Annotated in this window: 18 protein-coding genes; 8 read left to right on the top strand and 10 right to left on the bottom strand. The window is 68.9% G+C overall.

Annotation, left to right across the window (positions count from 1 at the left end; all coding sequences use genetic code 11):
* The first annotated feature begins 3 nt into the window (after window positions 1-3).
* Entirely contained in the window at window positions 4-1,041 is a 1,038-nt protein-coding gene (locus WJ12_RS27390) for a sigma-54 interaction domain-containing protein (RefSeq protein WP_034191405.1), read from the top strand.
* Window positions 1,042-1,069: 28 nt separating this feature from the next.
* Here WJ12_RS27390 and WJ12_RS27385 read toward each other — a convergent pair whose 3' ends face one another.
* On the bottom strand, window positions 1,070-2,869 hold the full coding sequence (locus tag WJ12_RS27385; protein WP_034191406.1) for a methyl-accepting chemotaxis protein: 1,800 nt from the start codon (window positions 2,867-2,869) through the stop codon (window positions 1,070-1,072).
* Between the two features lie 244 nt (window positions 2,870-3,113).
* Complete coding sequence (locus WJ12_RS27380; RefSeq protein ID WP_034191407.1) at window positions 3,114-3,368, bottom strand: DUF3562 domain-containing protein; 255 nt, start codon at window positions 3,366-3,368, stop codon at window positions 3,114-3,116.
* Between the two features lie 560 nt (window positions 3,369-3,928).
* Here WJ12_RS27380 and WJ12_RS27375 point away from each other — a divergent pair.
* Both WJ12_RS27375 and WJ12_RS27370 read left to right on the top strand, forming a co-directional pair.
* Window positions 3,929-4,363, top strand: a complete 435-nt coding sequence (locus WJ12_RS27375) for a hypothetical protein (RefSeq protein ID WP_059556518.1) — start codon at window positions 3,929-3,931, stop codon at window positions 4,361-4,363.
* Entirely contained in the window at window positions 4,339-4,524 is a 186-nt protein-coding gene (locus WJ12_RS27370) for a hypothetical protein (protein ID WP_049030940.1), read from the top strand. Before WJ12_RS27375 ends, WJ12_RS27370 begins: the two co-directional genes overlap by 25 nt.
* Window positions 4,525-4,915: 391 nt before the next feature.
* On the opposite strand, the gene WJ12_RS27365 is transcribed toward WJ12_RS27370, so the two are convergent.
* The 5 genes from WJ12_RS27365 to WJ12_RS27345 all read right to left on the bottom strand — a co-directional run bounded on the left by WJ12_RS27365 (window position 4,916) and on the right by WJ12_RS27345 (window position 10,383).
* Window positions 4,916-5,851, bottom strand: coding sequence for a universal stress protein (locus WJ12_RS27365; RefSeq protein ID WP_069245933.1), 936 nt, complete (start codon window positions 5,849-5,851; stop codon window positions 4,916-4,918).
* A 208-nt stretch (window positions 5,852-6,059) separates the two neighbouring features.
* Window positions 6,060-7,442 carry an amino acid permease gene (locus WJ12_RS27360; protein ID WP_059556516.1) on the bottom strand — a complete coding sequence of 461 codons (1,383 nt, stop codon included), beginning with the start codon at window positions 7,440-7,442 and terminating at the stop codon, window positions 6,060-6,062.
* Between the two features lie 442 nt (window positions 7,443-7,884).
* Entirely contained in the window at window positions 7,885-8,910 is a 1,026-nt protein-coding gene (locus WJ12_RS27355) for a DedA family protein/thiosulfate sulfurtransferase GlpE (RefSeq protein WP_034191410.1), read from the bottom strand.
* A 187-nt stretch (window positions 8,911-9,097) separates the two neighbouring features.
* Window positions 9,098-9,604: a cupin domain-containing protein gene (locus WJ12_RS27350; protein ID WP_059556515.1), complete on the bottom strand. Its 507-nt coding sequence runs from the start codon at window positions 9,602-9,604 to the stop codon at window positions 9,098-9,100.
* Window positions 9,605-9,912: 308 nt separating this feature from the next.
* Window positions 9,913-10,383 (bottom strand): universal stress protein, encoded by a 471-nt coding sequence (locus WJ12_RS27345; RefSeq protein ID WP_034191412.1) that lies wholly within the window; start codon window positions 10,381-10,383, stop codon window positions 9,913-9,915.
* Window positions 10,384-10,704: 321 nt separating this feature from the next.
* Here WJ12_RS27345 and WJ12_RS27340 point away from each other — a divergent pair, with 321 nt between their 5' ends.
* Window positions 10,705-12,819 (top strand): PAS domain-containing sensor histidine kinase, encoded by a 2,115-nt coding sequence (locus WJ12_RS27340; protein WP_034191413.1) that lies wholly within the window; start codon window positions 10,705-10,707, stop codon window positions 12,817-12,819.
* Window positions 12,816-13,463 (top strand): response regulator, encoded by a 648-nt coding sequence (locus tag WJ12_RS27335; RefSeq protein ID WP_006483707.1) that lies wholly within the window; start codon window positions 12,816-12,818, stop codon window positions 13,461-13,463. Before WJ12_RS27340 ends, WJ12_RS27335 begins: the two co-directional genes overlap by 4 nt.
* A 39-nt stretch (window positions 13,464-13,502) precedes the next feature.
* On the opposite strand, the gene WJ12_RS27330 is transcribed toward WJ12_RS27335, so the two are convergent.
* Window positions 13,503-13,907 carry a lysozyme inhibitor LprI family protein gene (locus tag WJ12_RS27330; protein WP_034191414.1) on the bottom strand — a complete coding sequence of 135 codons (405 nt, stop codon included), beginning with the start codon at window positions 13,905-13,907 and terminating at the stop codon, window positions 13,503-13,505.
* Between the two features lie 325 nt (window positions 13,908-14,232).
* Between WJ12_RS27330 and WJ12_RS27325 the strand changes: the two genes are divergently transcribed.
* The 3 genes from WJ12_RS27325 to WJ12_RS27315 are packed head-to-tail and all read left to right on the top strand — an operon-like array spanning window position 14,233 to window position 16,549.
* Complete coding sequence (locus WJ12_RS27325) at window positions 14,233-14,835, top strand: DUF1326 domain-containing protein (RefSeq protein ID WP_034191415.1); 603 nt, start codon at window positions 14,233-14,235, stop codon at window positions 14,833-14,835.
* Between the two features lie 23 nt (window positions 14,836-14,858).
* Window positions 14,859-15,647, top strand: a complete 789-nt coding sequence (locus WJ12_RS27320) for a DUF2182 domain-containing protein (RefSeq protein ID WP_059556514.1) — start codon at window positions 14,859-14,861, stop codon at window positions 15,645-15,647.
* An 8-nt stretch (window positions 15,648-15,655) separates the two neighbouring features.
* A complete protein-coding gene (locus WJ12_RS27315; RefSeq protein WP_051701101.1) occupies window positions 15,656-16,549 on the top strand; it encodes a DMT family transporter in 894 nt (297 codons plus the stop codon).
* Window positions 16,550-16,649: 100 nt separating this feature from the next.
* Here the strand turns inward: WJ12_RS27315 and WJ12_RS27310 are convergent, their stop codons facing one another.
* Together WJ12_RS27310 and WJ12_RS27305 are read right to left on the bottom strand one after the other, a co-directional pair.
* A complete protein-coding gene (locus WJ12_RS27310; protein ID WP_034191417.1) occupies window positions 16,650-16,979 on the bottom strand; it encodes a DUF4148 domain-containing protein in 330 nt (109 codons plus the stop codon).
* Window positions 16,980-17,203: 224 nt separating this feature from the next.
* On the bottom strand, window positions 17,204-18,079 hold the full coding sequence (locus WJ12_RS27305) for a PilZ domain-containing protein (protein ID WP_059556513.1): 876 nt from the start codon (window positions 18,077-18,079) through the stop codon (window positions 17,204-17,206).
* Between the last annotated feature and the right edge of the window lie 33 nt (window positions 18,080-18,112).

Here is an 18,112-nt window from a genome sequence, read left to right as displayed (position 1 = left end):
TCGATGATAAATATTGCAATGAACGGAACGCGTGATGCCGAATTTCAAAACGGCCCGCCTATGCCGATGAATGAAACCGCAAACCGGTCGAAGCAGCGCGCAGACGGCCGCCGGCTGTCCGGCCGGTCCTCCGCGATGCGCACGCTGCTCGGCCGCATCGAGAAAATCGCGCCGACCCGCGCCAGCGTGATGATTGCCGGCGAAAGCGGGGTCGGCAAGGACATCGTCGCGCGCCGGCTGCACGATCTGAGTGCGCGGCGCGACGGTCCGTTCGTGCCCGTGAATTGCGGCGCGATTCCACCCGATATCGCCGAATCGCAATTGTTCGGGCACGAGAAAGGCAGTTTCACGGGCGCGATCGCGCAGCGGGAGGGCTTTTTCGAGGCCGCGCGCGGCGGCACGCTGCTGCTCGACGAGATCGCCGAGATGCCCGCGGCGCTGCAGGTGAAGCTGCTGCGGGCGATCGAATCGAACGTGATCGTGCGGGTGGGCGGCACCGAGCCGATTCCGCTCGACGTGCGCATCGTGTCGGCCACGCGCCACAACCCGGCCGACGCCGTGCGCGACGGCCGGCTGCGCGAGGACCTGTTCTACCGGCTCGCCGCGTTCGCGCTGTACGTACCGCCGCTGCGCCAGCGCGACGGCGACGTCGAGACGATCGCGCAGGAATTCGTCGACACGCTGAATGCGCGGCACCGCTCGCACAAGCGGCTGACCGACGCGGCGATCGCGGCACTTCGCGCATACTCGTGGCCCGGCAACGTGCGCGAGCTGCACAACACGATCGAGCGTGCGTACATCCTGTCGGACGACGGCATCGACGTGACGCTGCCGAAGCAGCCGATGCCGCCCGACCGCACGTCGGAGGGCGCGATGGCGCTGCCGCTCGGCGCGACGCTGCACCATGCGCAGCAACGCTTCATCGCCGCCACACTGCGCCACTTCGACGGCAACAAGCCGCGCGCGGCCAAGGCGCTCGGCATCAGCCTGAAAACGCTCTACAACCGGCTCGCGCTGATGCGCGACGGCGGCTGCTCCTGAGCGCGGCGGCGGCGCTTTCCGGCCGCGGTTACGCGACCTTGAACCGCCCGACCGTCGTCGCCAGCGCATTCGCCTGCGACTGCAGCGCGGTCGCCGCGGCGGTCGACTGTTCGACGAGCGCCGCGTTCTGCTGGACCATTTCATCGAGCTGCGTGACCGCGCGGTTCACTTCCTGGATGCCGCGCGTCTGCTCGTTCGCGGCATGCGTGATCTCGGAGATGATGGTCGTCACGTTCGACACGTTGGACACGATCTCGCGCATCGTGTCGCCGGCCTGGCGCACCTGCCCGGAGCCGGCCGACACGCTCGCGACCGTCGATTCGACCAGCACCTTCACTTCGCGCGCGGCCTGCGCGCTGCGTTGCGCAAGGCTGCGCACTTCCTGCGCGACGACCGCGAAGCCGCGGCCTTGCTCGCCCGCACGCGCCGCTTCGACGGCCGCGTTCAATGCGAGGATGTTGGTCTGGAACGCGATGCCGTCGATCACGCCGATGATGTCGCCGATCCGGCCGGACGCTTCCTCGATCTTCTCCATTGTCGCGACGACGTCCGACACGACCACGCCGCCGTGCGACGCGATCCGCGAGGCCGCCGCCGCGCGCTCGTCGGCCTGGCCGGCGGCGGCCGCCGACTGGCCGACGGTCGCGGTGATCTCTTCCATCGACGCAGCCGTCTCCTCGAGGCTCGCCGCGGCCGATTCGGTCCGCGACGACAGGTCCTGGTTGCCCGCCGCGATCTCGTTCGCGGCCGTGCGCACCGATTCGCTCGCGTCGCGGATCTCGCGCATCACGTCGTTCAGCTTGTCGACGAAGCTGTTGAACGAGCGCGCGATGTCGGCGACTTCGTCGCGGCCTTCGGCCGGCAGGCGCTGCGTCAGGTCGCCGGCGCCCGAGCCGATCGCGGCCATCGCCTGGCGGACCTGCGACAGGCGGCGGAACGCGGTCGCGGTGATCGCGCCGATGATCAGCGACGCGACGCCGACGATCACGACCAGCGTGATCAGCGACGCGGTCAGCAGCGAGCGCATGCCGGCCGTCGCCTCAGCCTTGTCGAGCAGCACCAGCGCATACCAGTCGGTGCCCGGCACGGGGCGCGCACGCACCAGCTTCGCGTCGCCGCCGACGCTCACCTCGACGGGGGCCGTCGCGGCCGCGATCGTCGCCGCGCCCGTCGCGCCGAGTTCCGGCGACACGTCGGCGACCGGCTTCAGCGTGAGCTTCGGGTCCGGATGCGCGACGACGTGGCCGCTGCTGTCGACCAGCATCCCGAAGCTCGCGGGCGTCGGGCGGATCGACTTCACGTTGGCGATCACGCTGTCCATCGCGACGTCCGCGGCAACGACGCCCTTCAGCGCACCGTCACGCAGGATCGGCACCGCGAACGTGACGACGAGGTTGCCGGTGCCGGCATCGACGTAAGGCGGCGTGACGACCGGCTTGCCGGCTTGCGCGGCCTGCTTGTACCACGGGCGGCCGGTCGGATCGTAGTCGGGCGGGATGCCGGTCGGGTCGGAGAAGCGGAACGCCTTGTCGGCATAGCCAGCGTAGACGTTCGTGAAGCCGCCGGCCGTGGCCATCTGCTTGAACACCGGCAGCGGATCGGGCGCGAGCGCCGCATCCTGCAGCGACGCGATCATCCGGCTCCGGGTCGCGACCCAGTCGGCGATCCCGACCACGTGGCCGCTCGCGACGGAGGTCAGGTTGCGGTCGATCGCGTCGTCGTTGTACGAGCGCGCGATGAAGTAGTTGATCAGTGTGCTGGCGACGAGCGCGAATACGACAATGGCGACGCACGCGGCAAGGATGCGGGCGCGGATGGACGAAAACATGGCAACGACTCGGTAAGGGAGCGCGAACGCCCGGTGGACGAATTCACCGGGTAAACGGCAATCGCGCCACTTACTTGAGGCCGTTGTGACAATTCAATGAAATGGATGGCGAAAGAGGTGGCAGCTGTCAGCGGATCGTCAGGTTGCGCGCTGCGAAACCGAGGCGGCTGGCCCCGCTTGAAAGCGGTCGAGCGCGATTCGGCCGCGGCCGGCGACGGTCCGTGTCAGCCGCGGCAATCGCCTGTCACAGGCGGACGCTCGGGCGCGGATCGGCTTCCGCCGGCGCCGCGCGGGCCTGCGTGTCGGCGTCGAAATCGTCCCGCTGCCGCATCCGTTCGCGCAGGTTCCGGATCGCGAACACGTGGATGTAGTCGTGCACGCGTGCGCCGGACGACAACACACGCACCTCATCGTCGAGCATCGCACGCAACTGATCCGCGCCGATCGCACGCTGCTCGGCGATTTCCTTCAGTGAATCGAGCAAATTGTCCCTGGACATCGACAGACTCCTGACAGTCGAGGAATAAAGAAACGACGGTACTGGAAGCTTAGACACGGGTCGGCCGCGCGGCGTGCGATGCGCCGGCGCGTGTTTGCGCGCGATCAACGGCACGTTGCGTGCCGCCGTGCCGATCCGTTCCCGAACCGGCCGCGCTTGATTCGCGGCGCAAACGGCCCGCGAACGAGACTGGACGTGCTGCCACGCCACCCCGGGGCGCGACACCGGCGACAGGCGGGCGATGGTCCCCCGCTCGACGCAGATGCACGGGAGACCATAGACCGGCAGAAAACCTGAGTCAAGCGACGCCCGCCCCCGGTTCATTCGTCGGAACGAATGAGCCGGATCGACGGCCGGCGGACGAACGGCCAATTGGCCGCGATGCGTGTCAGCGGATTCCGATACGCGCCGCGCAATACCTGACAACGACTTCAGCGCGCGCCGCTTGGCAGCCTGCTGCCGCCACACGATACTGATGCCATGAACAACGCGTTCATGCCGGATCATCGCCCAGCCAGCCATCGAGCGAGGCACGCGGGGCCTGGCGCAGGAGACCAACCATGGCACATCGCAACTTCCCGGGCCGGGACGGCCAGCGGCGCGCGTCGGGCAACGCGCGCGCCCTGCCCGCCCGGACCGTATCGGCCGGCAACCGTCCGTCCGACGATCTCGACACCTTGCTCGCGCTCGCTCGCGAAGCCGGACTGCTCGTCACGCTCGACGGGCAAATCGGCCGCGAAAAGTACCAGAGCGTCGCGGGGTCGATCCTCGCGCTGCAGCGGTTCGCCGCGGCGCTCGGCGCGCGACAGGCGGGCGACGCGCCGGACGAATCGGAGCCGCGCCGCAAGGCTCGCCCCGGCTGGCCGCATGCAAACCGGCTGCGCAGCCGCGCGTGCAACGCATGCGGGCCGATGCACGTCGTGCACCCGCGCTCGCACGTGCGACGCGGCGTCGTCCGCCGGCACGACCTGTGCTCGATTCTTCGCACCACCTGAACACGCCTGCAGTCGATGCACGGCACGCGGCCGTGCGATGGCTGCGCGCCGCGACACTTCCGCCGCGCCTGCTGCCGCCGCATGAATGCGGCGCCGCCGCGCCCGGCTCGACCTTCGCCGCGATCGGCCTCGACATCGCGCGCCCATACGTGCCGTTCTGAACGGCCGCATGCAAAACAATACCTGCGGGGAAAGTGATCCGACGGGGCCAGCCAGGCGGAAAGCGGACGGGGTGCGTGCACCCCGTCCGTCCTCCAAGGCAGCCGCGGGCTGCCTACCCTCGTGCCAGAGAGTTCTCGGTCGGATGACACGCCATGCAGTCGATGGCGCGGCTCCGGAAATGGTTGCGGCGATTTGAACGCGCCGTCGAGCGCGGCCGGCCGGATCGGCGATTTCGATGCTTGTCATGCAGGCATGGCTGTCGTCGCCCATGCACGAAAGACCATCGTCGCGGCCGGTTGTTCCATTACTGTCTCACGCGAAGCGCATGCCGTTTCTGATGCAGGTCAATCGATATCGGCTTCGTGCAAGATGTCGCATCGTTCTTGCCATTCACGCGGCGCCCCGCACGAGCAACACGGGCACCTGGGCAAGATGCGCGACACGGCGTGCGACGCTGCCGATCAGCCAGGCGGCAATGCCGCGCCGGCCATGCGTGCCGATCACCAGCAGCTCCGCTCGCCAGTGCACGGCATCGCGCATCAGTGCATGCGCCACGTCGTCGCTGGTCGGACGCGTTTCGACGATGCCGCGCTTGGTCGGATTCCCGGTCGCATGAAACAGCGGCGCGACTTTCGCGAGCGCCTCCTCGCCCTCCGCACGGTACGCATCCTCGAGCGCACGCACCGGCACGATATCGGTCAGACGAATCGCGCGATCGATCACGTAGGCGGCATACAACAACGTCGTCGGTGCCGCGAAGCCGAGCCCGACGCGCACCGCGTGCAGCGACGGCTCGCTGCCGTCGACCGCGAACATCAGCCGTTGCAGCTCACCCTCCGACGGCCGGGCGTAGGCAGCCGGTACGATCAGCAGCGCACAGCGCGCACGCTTCGACAGCGTGTCCGACATCGCGCCCTCGACGAGCCGCAGCAGCCCGTGGTGCGGATTCGCACCGACCACCAGCGCGTCCGCCTGCCACGCCGACGTGTCGTTCACCAGCGCATCGGCGACCGTGCCGCCCGTGACCGATGTATCGATGACGGCCTGCTCGACCTCGATGCCGCTGTCGGCAAACAGCGCCGCGATCCGCGCGTTGATGGCGTTCGCTTCGCCGATCATCTCCTCGCGCGCGGAGGTCAGCAACGCGTCGATGCGCGGGATGTCCGGCAGGACGAGCCGCGGGTTGTCGATCACGCAGACGATGCGCAATCGCATGCCGGGACGCAGCAGCGTGTGCACGTAGCGTGCGGCGGACAGCGATTCGGGCGTGGGATCGACGGCCAGCGCGATCCGCGTGAGCGTCGGGATGGACTGGGCAGGCTGCATGGCGAAGGCCTCCGTGCGTGCGCGTCGTCGCGGAACGACGACGGGAGCCTCGCGCGGCAGCGGCGCGCGGCGGCCGGGTGGACGCCGCGGTCGCGGGGATCGGCGGATAACCACGCGAAGCGCGGACAAGCGATTCGTTCAGCATAGGTCGTCCCGCCCGCCGGTGCATGATCGCGATCAACGATCGCGCGGCTCCCTGCCCCGGCGCTTACGGCTTCGTCGGTATCGAGGCGGCCGGACGGTTCGCGTAGAACAGCGCATATGCGATGCCGAGCAGCACGATCCACACGGGCCCGATCACGAGCGCGACGCGTGTATCGGGCGTCAACGCCATCAGCACGACGACCAGCACGAGAAAACCGAGCGCGACGAACGAACCGAGCGGATAGAACGGCACGCGGATCGGCAGGCGCGCGATCTTGTCGGCCGACAGCGTGCGGCGAAAGCGCATCTGCGCGATCAGGATCACGCACCACGTCCAGATCGCGCCGAACGTCGACACCGACGTGAGCCACGTGAACACGTGTTGCGGCGCGAGATAGTTGAGCAGCACGCCGATCAGCAGCAGCGCGACCGACACGATCACGCCGTACACCGGCACGCCGTTGCGGTTCACGCGGCCGAGCATGGCCGGCGCCTGACCCTGCTGCGCGAGGTTGTAGAGCATCCGCGCGGTGCTGAACAGGCCGCTGTTGCACGACGACAGCGCCGCGGTCAGCACGACGAAGTTGATGATGCCGGCGGCCGCCGGAATGCCGAGCCGCGAGAACGTCATCACGAACGGGCTGCCCTGCGTGCCGATCTGGTCCCACGGATACAGCGACATGATCACGAACAGCGCGCCGATGTAGAAAATCAGCACGCGCCAGAACACCGAGTTCACGGCCTTCGTCAGCGACTTTTCCGGGTTGCGCGCTTCGCCGGCCGTGAGGCCGAGCATCTCGACGCCCAGATACGCGAACATCACGATAGGCAGCGCGGCGATCACGCCGTTGATCCCGTTCGGCATGAAGCCGCCGTGCGACCACAGGTTCGAGATGCCGGTCGCGACCCCGCCGTTGCCGATGCCGAACGCGATCATCAGCCCGCCGCCGATGATCATCAGCACGATCGTGACGATCTTGATCAGCGCGAACCAGAACTCGAATTCGCCGTACAGCTTGACCGCGATGAAGTTCACCGAGCCCATCGCCATGAGCGCCGCGAGCGCCCAGATCCAGTTCGGCACGCCGGGGAACCACATGTGCATGTAGACGCCGACCGCCGTGATTTCCGCCATGCAGGTGACGATCCACACGAACCAGTAGGTCCAGCCGGTCAGGTAGCCGGCGAGCGGTCCCAGGTAGTCGCGTGCGTAACGGCTGAACGCGCCGGCGACCGGATTGGTGATCGCCATTTCGCCGAGTGCGCGCATGATCAGGAAGATCGCGATGCCGCCCAGCAGATAGGTCAGCAGAATGGCCGGGCCGGCTGTGCGGATCGCGGTGGCCGAGCCCAGGAACAGGCCGACGCCGATCGTCGCGCCGAGCGCCATCAGGTTGATGTGCCGTTCCTCCAGCCCGCGGTGCAACTGGTCTTCTGGTTGCTTCAAGTCCGTCTCCTGGCAGCCGCAAGCGGGCCGCCGTCATTGTGTCGATGTCAATGCGCGACCATTCATGCCTATTTCGGCAACCGAAAACGAAATAATCTCCGCCGTCATTTTCCGAATGAGAAACGACGCGGATATTGCGTCAATCCGATGGGAATCGCCGCGGATTATCCGTATGCTCCGGAGCAATCCGGAAAACGGATCGGGCCTTTCACGGAATACGCCCGTGTGGCCCGTCTGACGCGGCTGTGCGCGTGGCGGGCGACGACGGGATCAATCGCTTTCGGCGTGAACGGACACGCGTCGAATGTGCGCGATCATGCGCACGCAATATGCAGGCGGGATTATAGGGAAGATCGGAGGTTTGGCGCCAGCCGATTTTCGTAAAAATCGCGGCGCGTGAAATCGGTGGTCGGATTTGAATGCGCGCGTCACGGCACGCGCATTATTTCGACAACGTCGCCCGCACCGTATATTCGCCTTCGAGCGCACCGTGATCCGGCCGCACGAAGTACCGCGACGAATCCAGATCGGCCGGCAGCGGCTCGACCGGATAACCATGCTTTTCCCACGCATCGAGGCCGCCCTTCAGCGCCCGGATGTTGTGGATCATCTTCTTGCGCTGCATCTTCGCGATCAGACGCTTGGCCGTGGCCTCGTTCGGACACACGCAATAGACGACGATCGGCCGTTTCAGCATTTCCGGGTCGAGCAGGTCCGGCGAATCGAGATCGACCGGCACCGCGCCGGCGATCCGGTACGGCTCGCGCTCGCGGATCGCCTTCGGCCGCGCGTCGAAGATCAGCGGCGGTTCGTCCGACGTCATCATCTCGACGAGCTGCGGCGGCGAGATGCGCACCTGCGCGAGATAGCGGCGGAACTGCACGCGGCGCACCCAGCGGTACAGCAGGAACGTGATGAAGATGGCGAGGAACGCATCGAGGATCGTGCCGCCGCTCGCGCGCACCCACAGCACGAACTGGACGATCTGGTCGTGAATGGCCGCGCCGCCGACCAGCCAGAACGCGGCCCACAGCGATGCACCGGCCAGATCCCAGAACAGGAACACGCCGACGCCGATCGCGGTCGTGCCGAGCAGCGGTGCCGATACGAGGCCGAGGCCGGGCAGGAATTTCGACAGCACCAGCAGCGGCGCACCGTATCTTTCGAATACGTTACGGGCAAAGCGCAGCGTCGTGTCGAGCGACAGCGAGAAGCGCACGAGGCCGTTCAGCAGGCGCCGGCCGCGCGTACGGCCCATGAAGAACCACATCGAATCGGCCAGCATCGTCGCGCCGATCGCCGCCGCGAACATGCTGGCCCAGGACGCCTGCCCCATCGCCGCCATCGTCCCGCCGAGAATCAGCATCGGCACGGCCGGCACCGGCACGCCGAGCTGCGTGATCAACACGCTCGCGAACACGGCCCACGGGCCGAGCGACGATGGAATAGCGATGGGAAAGTGCCACACGGCGGCGCTCCTGGAAAGCATGCGGGCCGCGCGACGGGGGCCGTCGGTACGGCAGTGCAACGGCCACCGCGGCACGTCCGCAGCCGACCACGTGCATCACCGGCATTCTAAACGGGTTTGGCCGCGCTCGCGCGGAACACGCACCGTCGGCACGGGCTTCGCGCCGATGGTTGCACAACCGTGACGGTCACACGTCGGCGCGCGGCGCGAGCCGGGCGACGTGTTCCGCGTAATCGGGAAACGCGGCCGCCAGCGCGGCCGTGTCGGCCAGCTCGAATTCCGCAAACTCGAACCCGGGCGCCACCGTGCAGCCGACGAGCGCGACGTGCTCGGGCGACGCGCAGCGCGCGCCGAACCAGCGCCCGGCCGGCACGACCGCCTGGAACACCGTGCCCGGATGCGTGAGCGGGTTGCCGAGCCGATGAATCGTCAGCCCGTCGCGCGCGTCGAGCACCCACACTTCGATCGGGTCGCCCGCGTAGAAATGCCAGACTTCGTCGGAGCGGATCCGGTGCCACGACGAATACGCGCCGTCGCACAGCAGGTAGTAGATCGCGGTCGACGCGGCGCGTGGCGCACCGTCGGCCGGCCGCACGACCGAATCGGTCGCGCGGTAGGTTTCGCGGAAATAGCCGCCTTCGGGATGCGGCTGCAGATCGAACTGGCGAATCAGGTCGGGGGCGGAGATCGGCATGGCGGATGACGTCGGTAAGGTAGGTAACCGGCATCCGGCGGCCGGCCCGGTTCATCGCCCGTGCGACCGGTTCCAGCCGGATACCCCTGCGTCGATCGCCGCGGCCATGCGCGCGGCGATCGAGCGGACTCCGGTCGATGCTGCCAGAACTGCATGTCGGGATGCAACCGTGTGCGTGCAATCGCGGACCTTCGGGTGCGCGCGATGCGCCGCCAAGGACGTCGAGCGTTTCAGCAGACAGACTGCCGGTGCACGTGCGCTGCCGCGTTCCGTTCGCGGCAGCCCATGCAGTTGCGCCGGACCGCGTGCTACGCCGCCGCCGGCGTACCGGGCTCGTCGTGCCGCACCAGCAGCACGGGCCGGTCGGCCGCGCGCAGCAGCGATTCCGCGACGCTGCCGAGCAGCAGCCGGCGCAGGCCGTGCCGGCCGCTCGTGCCCATCACGATCAGGTCCGCGTCGGCTTCGGCCGCCGTGCGCATCAGCACGGTGGCGACATCCTCGCCGTATGCGTCGAGCGCACGCACGGAGCCGGTCACACGCTGCTGCGCGAGCGCCGCTTTCGCGTCGTCGAGCACCGGCGTCACGGCATCGGTCGCGGCCGCATCGCCGTCGTGCTCGGCCGCGAAGCCCGCGTCGACGTCGACGAGTTGAGGCCGGTGCTCGACGACATACGCGCAGGTGACTTCACCGCCGGACGCCGCCGCGATCCGGATCGCCTCGTTCAGCGCGAGACGCGCGCTCGGGCTGCCGTCGAGCCCGACGAAAATCCGCTTGTACATGGTCCGTCCCTCCGACCGGGCACGCGTCGCGCATCGCGCCGCGGCGGCCCGTTATCGCCAGCCGGCCCGGTGCCGGCTGGCCTGCCGAACAGTCTGCCCCACGTGCCGACGCGCCACTTGACGCGCGTCAAGCGCGGCCGGCGGACTCGCTGCTTCACGCCGCCTGCCGCAATTTCAGGTGACCCTATTACAAAAAATGCGTAAACCGCGCACAATTTCATCTCGAAAACAGACGCTACACGCAACCGGTGCGAGTTTTCCCCGGTTTTGCTGCGCTGCCCGAGTGCCCCGGGCAGCCCGAACAACAGTCATGGCCATTGAATGACCGCCAGTGGAACCCCGACGCGTGACGCCCGAGGGCCCACGCGCCTCCCGACCATGTTACGCCAGCCGCTCGCGGCTGGCGTCGTTGCGCTGTGCGCCGGCGCCCTGCTGTCGCTGTGCGTCGCGCTGCTGGTGCGCGAGCAGTGGCAAGGCGCGGTGCATGCGCGCTTCGAACGCCGCACGACGCACGTGAGCGCGATGCTGCGCCACGAGCTGCAGACCGGTGTCGCCGTGCTCGAAGGCGCGCGCGGCGCGTTCGGTCTCGTCCCGGGCATGACGCCCGAGCAATGGCGCCGGTACGCGGAGACGCTCGATCTCGACAGCGCCCGCTCGCCGGTCCGGCAGATCGGCTATGCGCCGCTGACGCCCGCCGCCCGCGGCGCCCTCGCCGGCGCGAAGCCGTTGCCGGCCGGCCCGCTCGCGGCCGCGGCGCTCAGCGCGCCCGCCTCGAACTCGCCGGTCGTCCGCTTCGGCGCATCCGACGCGGCGCCGCTCACACGCGCGCTGCAGAGCGGCGACATCGCGCTCGGCGTCCACCCGGTCGACGACGATACCTCCCGCGACGCCCGCACGCTGACGCTGTTCCTGCCCGTGACCACCTCGCCGCATGCGGCCGTCACGCCGTCCGGCACGCGCGAAGCCGGCGTCGACGGGGTGCTGTTCGCGGCGTTGAGCCCGCGGCGCCTGGTCGAGCGCGCACTCGACGCGGAACGCGGAATCGACCTGCGGATGACGGCCGGCGGCGATCCGCGCGCGATCGCCAGCGTCGAGTCGACGACCGACGAAGCGTCGGCATCGCCCGACCTGATGCGGCGCACCGACGTGCTGAATTTCGGCGGCACCGCGCTGTCGCTCGCCTATTCCGCGGACGGCCGCCCGAGCGCGACCGGCGCGCAGCGCGCGGCCGGCACCGTGCTCGCCGCGGGGCTGATCGCGTCGTTCGCGTTCGCGGCGCTCGTCCATGCGCTGCTGCGCGGCCGCGCCGGCGCGGCCGCCGATGCCGGCGCGAGCAGCCGCGGCATCCTCAACGAGGCGCGGATGATGGGCATCATCCGTTCGTCGATGGAAGCGATCATCACGATCGACGAGAAGCAGACGGTCGTGATCTTCAATCCGATGGCCGAGCAGGTGTTCGGCGTGTCCGCGATGGAGGCGATCGGCGCGCCGCTGTCGCGCTTCATCCCCGAGCGGTTCCGCGCCGCGCACGCGAAGCACGTCGACCAGTTCGGCGTGACGGGCGTCTCCGAGCGGCAGATGGGCCGCCAGCGCGTGCTGTTCGGGCTGCGCGCGAACGGCGAGGAATTCCCGATCGAGGCGTCGATCTCGCAGATCCGCGACGCGTCGGGCAAGCTCTATACCGTGATGCTGCGCGACATCACCGAGCGGCTGCGCGCCGAGAACGCGCTGAAGCAGTCGCGCGAGGAATTGCGCGAGCTGTCGGCGAACCTGCAGAACGTGCGCGAAGAAGAAAAGACGCGGATCGCACGCGAACTGCACGACGACCTCGGCCAGCAGCTCACCGCGCTGAAAATGGACTTGTCGGTCGTCGAGCAGCAATTGCGGATGCCCGGCCGCGCGCAGCCCGACGCGGGCGTGCAGACGCACCTGCAGGGCATGCGGCGGCTGATCGACGCGACGGTCGCGTCGGTGCGGCGCATCGCGGCCGACCTGCGCCCGGTGATGCTCGACGATCTCGGCCTCGTGCCCGCGATCGAATGGCTCGCGAACGATTTCACGAACCGCTACGGAATCGATGTCGAACGCCACATCGAAACGGGCGGCCTCACGTTCACCAGCGCGGGCGCGACCACGCTGTTCCGCATCGTCCAGGAAGCGCTGACGAACGTCGCGCGTCATGCGGACGCGACACGCGTCGCGCTGCGGCTCGACATCGAGGAAGGCTTCTGCGTGCTGCGCGTCGCGGACAACGGCCGCGGCGCGGCCCACGGCGCGCCGGCCCACGAGGACAAGTCGTTCGGCCTGATCGGGATTCGCGAACGCGCACACATGCTCGGCGGCACCGTGACGATCGACACCGCGCTCGCGCGCGGCTTCTCGATTACCGTCGCATTTCCGCTCAGTACCGTTCAACAGGAAACGCTCATCACATGATCAAGGTGCTCATCGCCGACGACCATACGCTCGTACGCGACGGTCTGCGGCACATCCTCCAGAACGCCACCGGATTCGAGGTGGCCGGCGAGGCTTGCGACGGCCCGTCGACGATCGCGCTCGTGCGCGCGACGCCCGCGCAGGTGCTCGTGCTCGACCTGTCGATGCCGGGCCGCAACGGCGTCGAGCTGATCAAGCAGATCAAGGACGAGAAACCCGCGCTGCGCGTGCTCGTGCTGACGATGCATGCGGAGCAGCAATACGCGGTGCGTGCGTTCCGCGCGGGTGCGTCGGGTTATCTGACGAAGGAAAGCGCGAGCGCCGAGCTGGTCGGCGCGGTCACGAAGGTGGCGTCGGGCGGCGTCTACGTGAGCCTCGCGATGGCCGAGCAGTTCGCGCAGAGCCTGAACGAGCCGGCCGAGACGCTGCCGCACCAGCGGCTGTCCGATCGCGAATTCGACGTGTTCCGGCGGATCGCCGCCGGCCAGACGCTGACCGAGATCGCGAACGCGCTGTGCGTGAGCGCGAAGACCGTCAGCACCTACAAGACGCGAATCCTGGAAAAGATGCAGATGCCGCACGAAGCGGCGCTGGTGCGGTACGCGATGCGGCACAAGCTGCTCGACGAGACGGACGACGTCTAGCCGGCGTATCGCGGGCCCGGCCGGGCCCGCGCCTGCCCTTTACTTGCCGGGCACCGGGCACGCGAGATCGCCTTCCTCGCAGGACAGATAACCCTTCAGCGTTTCGGTACGCACTTTCGTCAGATCGTCGAGGCAGGTCGAGACGACCATCGGATACGCGCTGCCGCCCTCCGCGTTCGCGCTGGAGAAACCGCATTCGGCATCGCGGTAGGCAATCCACGCGCGCTGCGCGTTCACGAGCTTGTCGGCGAGCGGCCGCGCATCGCGCAGGCGCGCGGTGACGGCCTGGTAGGTCCGGTTCAGCTCGCCGTCGGATTTCCTGTACGCGCGATCGGCACATGCCGTCATCGCCGCCTGATCCGCCGCGTCCGCACAATTCGCCTGTGCATGGGCGACGTTCGCTAGCAGCGCCAGCGAGCACAACAGACCGGTCAAGACACGCATGGATGCTCCTTGTTGTTCGTTGAAATGCGGAACCCGGTGCCGGGCCGGTTGCCCTGCCGCGCCTCGGCGCGCGGCGACACCGTCCGCGATGCTAGCGCACGCGCAGACGCTTGTCAGCCGGCGCCTTGCATATCGGCCCCGCACGCCTACACTGGAAAATCGATACGCCGTTTCAGGCCGCGCTATCGCATCCATCCCGTCTTCGCTTCCGCCGCATTCCTCAGCGCATTTCGCGTTCGCGACGCCGAGCGGGCGTGACGTTTCGTCAGCCGGTTTCCTCCGCCCAGCACAACGCGCAAGCGCCGTCGCTCCCCTGGAGGAAATCATGAGCTATCACCTGGAAGGCCGTCTGCTCGAGGTCTGCAACTGCCGCGTACTCTGCCCGTGCTGGATCGGCGAGGATCCGGATTTCGGCGTCTGCGACACCATCGTCGCGTGGCACGTCGACAAGGGCACCGTCGACGGTGTCGACGTCGGCGGCAACACGATCGCCGCGGTGTGCCGCGTGCCGGGCAACATCCTGCAAGGCAACTGGACGGCCGCGATCTACGTGAGCGACACCGCATCCGACGCGCAGGAGCAGGCGCTCCTCAAGGTCTATACGGGCCAGGCCGGCGGCCCGATCGCCGAGCTCGCGAAACTGATCGGCAAGGTCGTGTCGGTCGAACGCGCGCCGATCACGTTCGATGTCGTCGGCGCCCGCGGCACGCTGTCGATCGGCACCGACTACCACGCGGAACTCGAACCGTATCTCGGCCCGAGCGGCGCGCAGACGACGCTGGCGGATACCGTGTTCTCGACGGTACCCGGCGCCCCCGTGTTCGTCGGCAAGGCGCCCGTCTACCGGTCGAAGAACGCGGCGATCGGCATCGACGTCGATCTGAAGAATCACAACGCGCTGCAGAGCACGTTCCAGTTCGACGCATGAATCGCGGCCGCACGTAACCGACCATGGCCGCGCGGCTGCATCGGCGACTGTTTCCGTTCGTGCTCGCGAGTCTCGTCGGATTCGCGTGGGTCACGCTGTGGGCGTGGACGCGCAGCCCGTACGGGCGCTATCTCGAGCACGGCGAGAACGCGTCGTCGTTGCCGTTCAGCACGCTGTGCCGCGCGCTGCCGGGCGGCGCGCTGTGGCTGCCGGCCGCGTTCGACGCGGCCGCCTGGACGCTGATGATCCTCGCGATGATGCTGCCGACGACGCTGACGCTGTTCGACACGTTCTCACGCGTCGTGGCGGGGCGCCCCGACCGCGCGCGGCTGCTCGCACTCGTCGGCCTCGGCTACGTCGCGGCATGGAGCGGCTTCGGTCTCGTCGCGCATGGCCTGCACGCGCTGCTGCTGGCGGGCGTCGCGCACGTGCCGGCGCTGGCGTGGCGCGGCTGGTTGATCGGCGCGGCCGTCCTTGCGCTGGCCGGCGCGTTTCAGTTCAGCGGATTGAAGGCGCGCTGTCTCGAACGTTGTCGCACGCCGCTCGGTTTCGTGATCGGCCACTGGCGCGGCCGCTCGCCGTTGCGGCACGCGTTCGCGCTGGGCGCCAGTCACGGCCTGTTCTGCGTCGGCTGCTGCTGGGCGCTGATGCTGCTGATGTTCGTCGTCGGTGCGGGCAGTCTCGGCTGGATGCTGTCGCTCGCCGCGCTGATGGCCCTCGAAAAGAACGCCGTGTGGGGACGGCAACTCACCGCGCCGCTCGGTGCCGCGCTGTTCGGCGCGGCCGTGCTGATCGTCGCCGGTCACGCGTGAGGCCCGCGATGCGCCCGCCCGCCTCCGCACTCGCGTCGCACGTGCGGCCGGGCGCACGCGCCGCCGTGCTGACGTCGGTCGCGATGCTTGCGTTCGCATCGAACTCGCTGCTGTGCCGGCTTGCGCTGCAGGCCGGCCGGATCGACGCGGCCAGCTTCGGCACCGTGCGCCTCGTGTCAGGCGCGCTGATGCTCGCGCTCGTCGCACGCGCGGGGGCGCGGCGGGCCGCCCAGCCGGCGGACTGGCCTGCGGCGGCGATGCTGTTCGCGTATGTCGCATGCTTCTCGTTCGCGTACCTGACCGTCAGCGCCGCCACCGGCGCGCTGATCCTGTTCGGCGCGGTGCAGCTGACGATGTTCGCGGCCGGCTGGCGCGCCGGCGAACGGTTTGCTCCCGCGGGCTGGGCCGGATTCGGCGCGGCGCTGGCCGGGTTGCTGTATCTGGTCTCGCCGGGGCTCGCCGCGCCGACGCCGGGCGGCGCCGCACTGATGACGGTCGCCGGCATTGCATGGGGCATCTATTCGATACGCGGCCGTCGAACCGCCGATCCGGTCGCGGCGACCGCCGGCAATTTCATGCGGGCCGCGCCGCTGGCACTCGCGTTGAGCGCCGCGCTCGCCGGCCGCCTTCACCTGACACCGGCCGGCATCGCGCTCGCCGTGCTGTCCGGCGCGCTGACTTCGGGCATCGGCTACGTGATCTGGTACGCCGCGCTGCGGCACCTGACCGCGATGCGCGCCGCGGCGGTCCAGTTGTCGGTGCCGCCGATCGCCGCGTGCGGCGCCGTGCTGTTCTTGTCGGAGCAGCCGACCTGGCGTCTCGCGCTCGCGTCGGCCGCGATCCTCGGCGGTGTCGCCGCCGTGCTCGCGAGCCGTGCCCGCCATGCGGGCGCCGGGTCGTGATGCCGATCGGCCGCCCAAATGCAAAACCCGCGCACGGCGGACACCGTGCGCGGGTTCAGCGGAAGCGGCCAGTCCGGCACCCTCGCGGGCGCCTGCCGGCTTAGTGGCCGAAGTACACCGACGAGCGATCGGCGGCGGCCGGCACGACCACGCGCTGGCCCGACTGCGACGTGGCGGCGGCATTCGCGCCGTAGCCCGTTGCGTCGGCTTGCGCGCCGGTGTTTTGCGCGGCGGCGATCTTCGCTTGCGCGGCCTGGATGTTTTCCGGGTAGTTCATCCAGTCGTTCGGGTTGTAGCCGGCCTTTTCGAGCTGGACCAGCTCGGCGCGCACTTGCGCGCGCGTCAGCGGCTGCTGGTTCGATTGGGCGAACGAGACGACCGGTGCGGCCACGAGGGCGGCCAGTGCAACTGCCTTGATCAGCGATTTCATGATGCGTTACCTCCAGGATTGTTTTGTCAGGCGCTTCGGACTCGGGGTCGTTGCGCATGAGTAGAAGTCTAGGAGTCGCGGCTATCAGGGTAAATACTTAAATCGCAAATTCACTGTTGACGGAAACCGTACAATCTCGCGGGAATAAGCCGATTCATCAGATGATTATCGGCGCTCACGCACCGAATACCTCGATGCGCTGTCCGCCGTGCGCCGGCCGTCCGTCAGCGCAGGCGATCGGTATCCGCCGACGCCATCAGCCGGTCGAACAGCAGCGCCTTCAGGCGGACCCGGTCGCCGTCGGCGGGTTCGCCGAACGCCGTGTGATGCAGCGTCAGCGCCGGCGTCACCGGATCGGCATGGACGGCGCGCACCGTGCCGTCGAGCGCCAGCAGCTCGACCCGGTCGGCGGCCGCATACGGGAGCAGCACGCGCAACGGCTCGCCGGTTGCGGCGATCGTCCGGTCGACGGCAATCGACAGCCCGTTCAGGCTGATGTCGCGCACCATCCCGATGCCTTCCGCAGGGTCCGCTCCGCCCGCGCAGCAGGCCGCGATCCGCACCGGCACGCGCGGCTCCGCGCGCGTGCGCAGCCGGTCGACGAAGCCGGGAGGCGACAGGATCATGAACGGCGCGGCCCCCGACGCCTGCACCGCCTCGATCGTCGCACCGAAACGGGACACCGCGGCGCGGCCGATCGCGACCGCCTCGATGTCGTCGCCGCGCGCGAATTCCAGCACGGCCGCCGGCTGCGGCTCGACGAACAGCGCGCCCGATGCGGCGACGCCGATCAGCCGGCAGCGCTGCAACGCGCGTGTCGTGCCGACCCGGCGGCGGATGCCGATCGCGGCACCCGCCGACAGTCCCATGCGCGTGGCCGGCGGCATCGCGGCCTGCGCGCGCGGATCGGCGTCGGCGTCGTCGCGACGGCGCATGGGCCGGAAATGGTCGAACAGGAAAGCGTGCTGCGCGGCATCGCGCAGTGTCGTGCCGGCCGGCAGCAGTGCGGCGCCGTCGGCATCGTAGAGATCGAAGCCGAGCGGAACGCCGGCGCAAAGATCGTCGCGCGCGAGTGCGACGTAGTCGGTGGAAAGCCGCATCGGAGAGGCGCGGAGCGACCGCGCGAGCTGTCG

It is taken from the genome of Burkholderia seminalis (assembly GCF_001718535.1).
In the GTDB taxonomy this organism is placed as follows: Bacteria; Pseudomonadota; Gammaproteobacteria; order Burkholderiales; family Burkholderiaceae; genus Burkholderia; species Burkholderia seminalis.
The sequence above is the reverse complement of the archived record's forward strand: the minus strand, read 5'-3'. Positions and strand labels throughout refer to the sequence as shown.

What these genes read in the sequence shown, in the direction of transcription:
- WJ12_RS27315 (WP_051701101.1), top strand. Translation starts at nt 15,656, where the DNA reads ATGCGCCCGCCCGCCTCCGCACTCGCGTCGCACGTGCGGCCGGGCGCA.
- WJ12_RS27385 (WP_034191406.1), bottom strand. Translation starts at nt 2,869, where the DNA reads ATGTTTTCGTCCATCCGCGCCCGCATCCTTGCCGCGTGCGTCGCCATT.
- WJ12_RS27365 (WP_069245933.1), bottom strand. Translation starts at nt 5,851, where the DNA reads ATGCAGCCTGCCCAGTCCATCCCGACGCTCACGCGGATCGCGCTGGCC.
- WJ12_RS27335 (WP_006483707.1), top strand. Translation starts at nt 12,816, where the DNA reads ATGATCAAGGTGCTCATCGCCGACGACCATACGCTCGTACGCGACGGT.
- WJ12_RS27340 (WP_034191413.1), top strand. Translation starts at nt 10,705, where the DNA reads ATGACCGCCAGTGGAACCCCGACGCGTGACGCCCGAGGGCCCACGCGC.
- WJ12_RS27320 (WP_059556514.1), top strand. Translation starts at nt 14,859, where the DNA reads ATGGCCGCGCGGCTGCATCGGCGACTGTTTCCGTTCGTGCTCGCGAGT.
- WJ12_RS27325 (WP_034191415.1), top strand. Translation starts at nt 14,233, where the DNA reads ATGAGCTATCACCTGGAAGGCCGTCTGCTCGAGGTCTGCAACTGCCGC.
- WJ12_RS27380 (WP_034191407.1), bottom strand. Translation starts at nt 3,368, where the DNA reads ATGTCCAGGGACAATTTGCTCGATTCACTGAAGGAAATCGCCGAGCAG.
- WJ12_RS27345 (WP_034191412.1), bottom strand. Translation starts at nt 10,383, where the DNA reads ATGTACAAGCGGATTTTCGTCGGGCTCGACGGCAGCCCGAGCGCGCGT.
- WJ12_RS27350 (WP_059556515.1), bottom strand. Translation starts at nt 9,604, where the DNA reads ATGCCGATCTCCGCCCCCGACCTGATTCGCCAGTTCGATCTGCAGCCG.
- WJ12_RS27305 (WP_059556513.1), bottom strand. Translation starts at nt 18,079, where the DNA reads ATGCGGCTTTCCACCGACTACGTCGCACTCGCGCGCGACGATCTTTGC.
- WJ12_RS27375 (WP_059556518.1), top strand. Translation starts at nt 3,929, where the DNA reads ATGGCACATCGCAACTTCCCGGGCCGGGACGGCCAGCGGCGCGCGTCG.
- WJ12_RS27330 (WP_034191414.1), bottom strand. Translation starts at nt 13,907, where the DNA reads ATGCGTGTCTTGACCGGTCTGTTGTGCTCGCTGGCGCTGCTAGCGAAC.
- WJ12_RS27390 (WP_034191405.1), top strand. Translation starts at nt 4, where the DNA reads ATGATAAATATTGCAATGAACGGAACGCGTGATGCCGAATTTCAAAAC.
- WJ12_RS27310 (WP_034191417.1), bottom strand. Translation starts at nt 16,979, where the DNA reads ATGAAATCGCTGATCAAGGCAGTTGCACTGGCCGCCCTCGTGGCCGCA.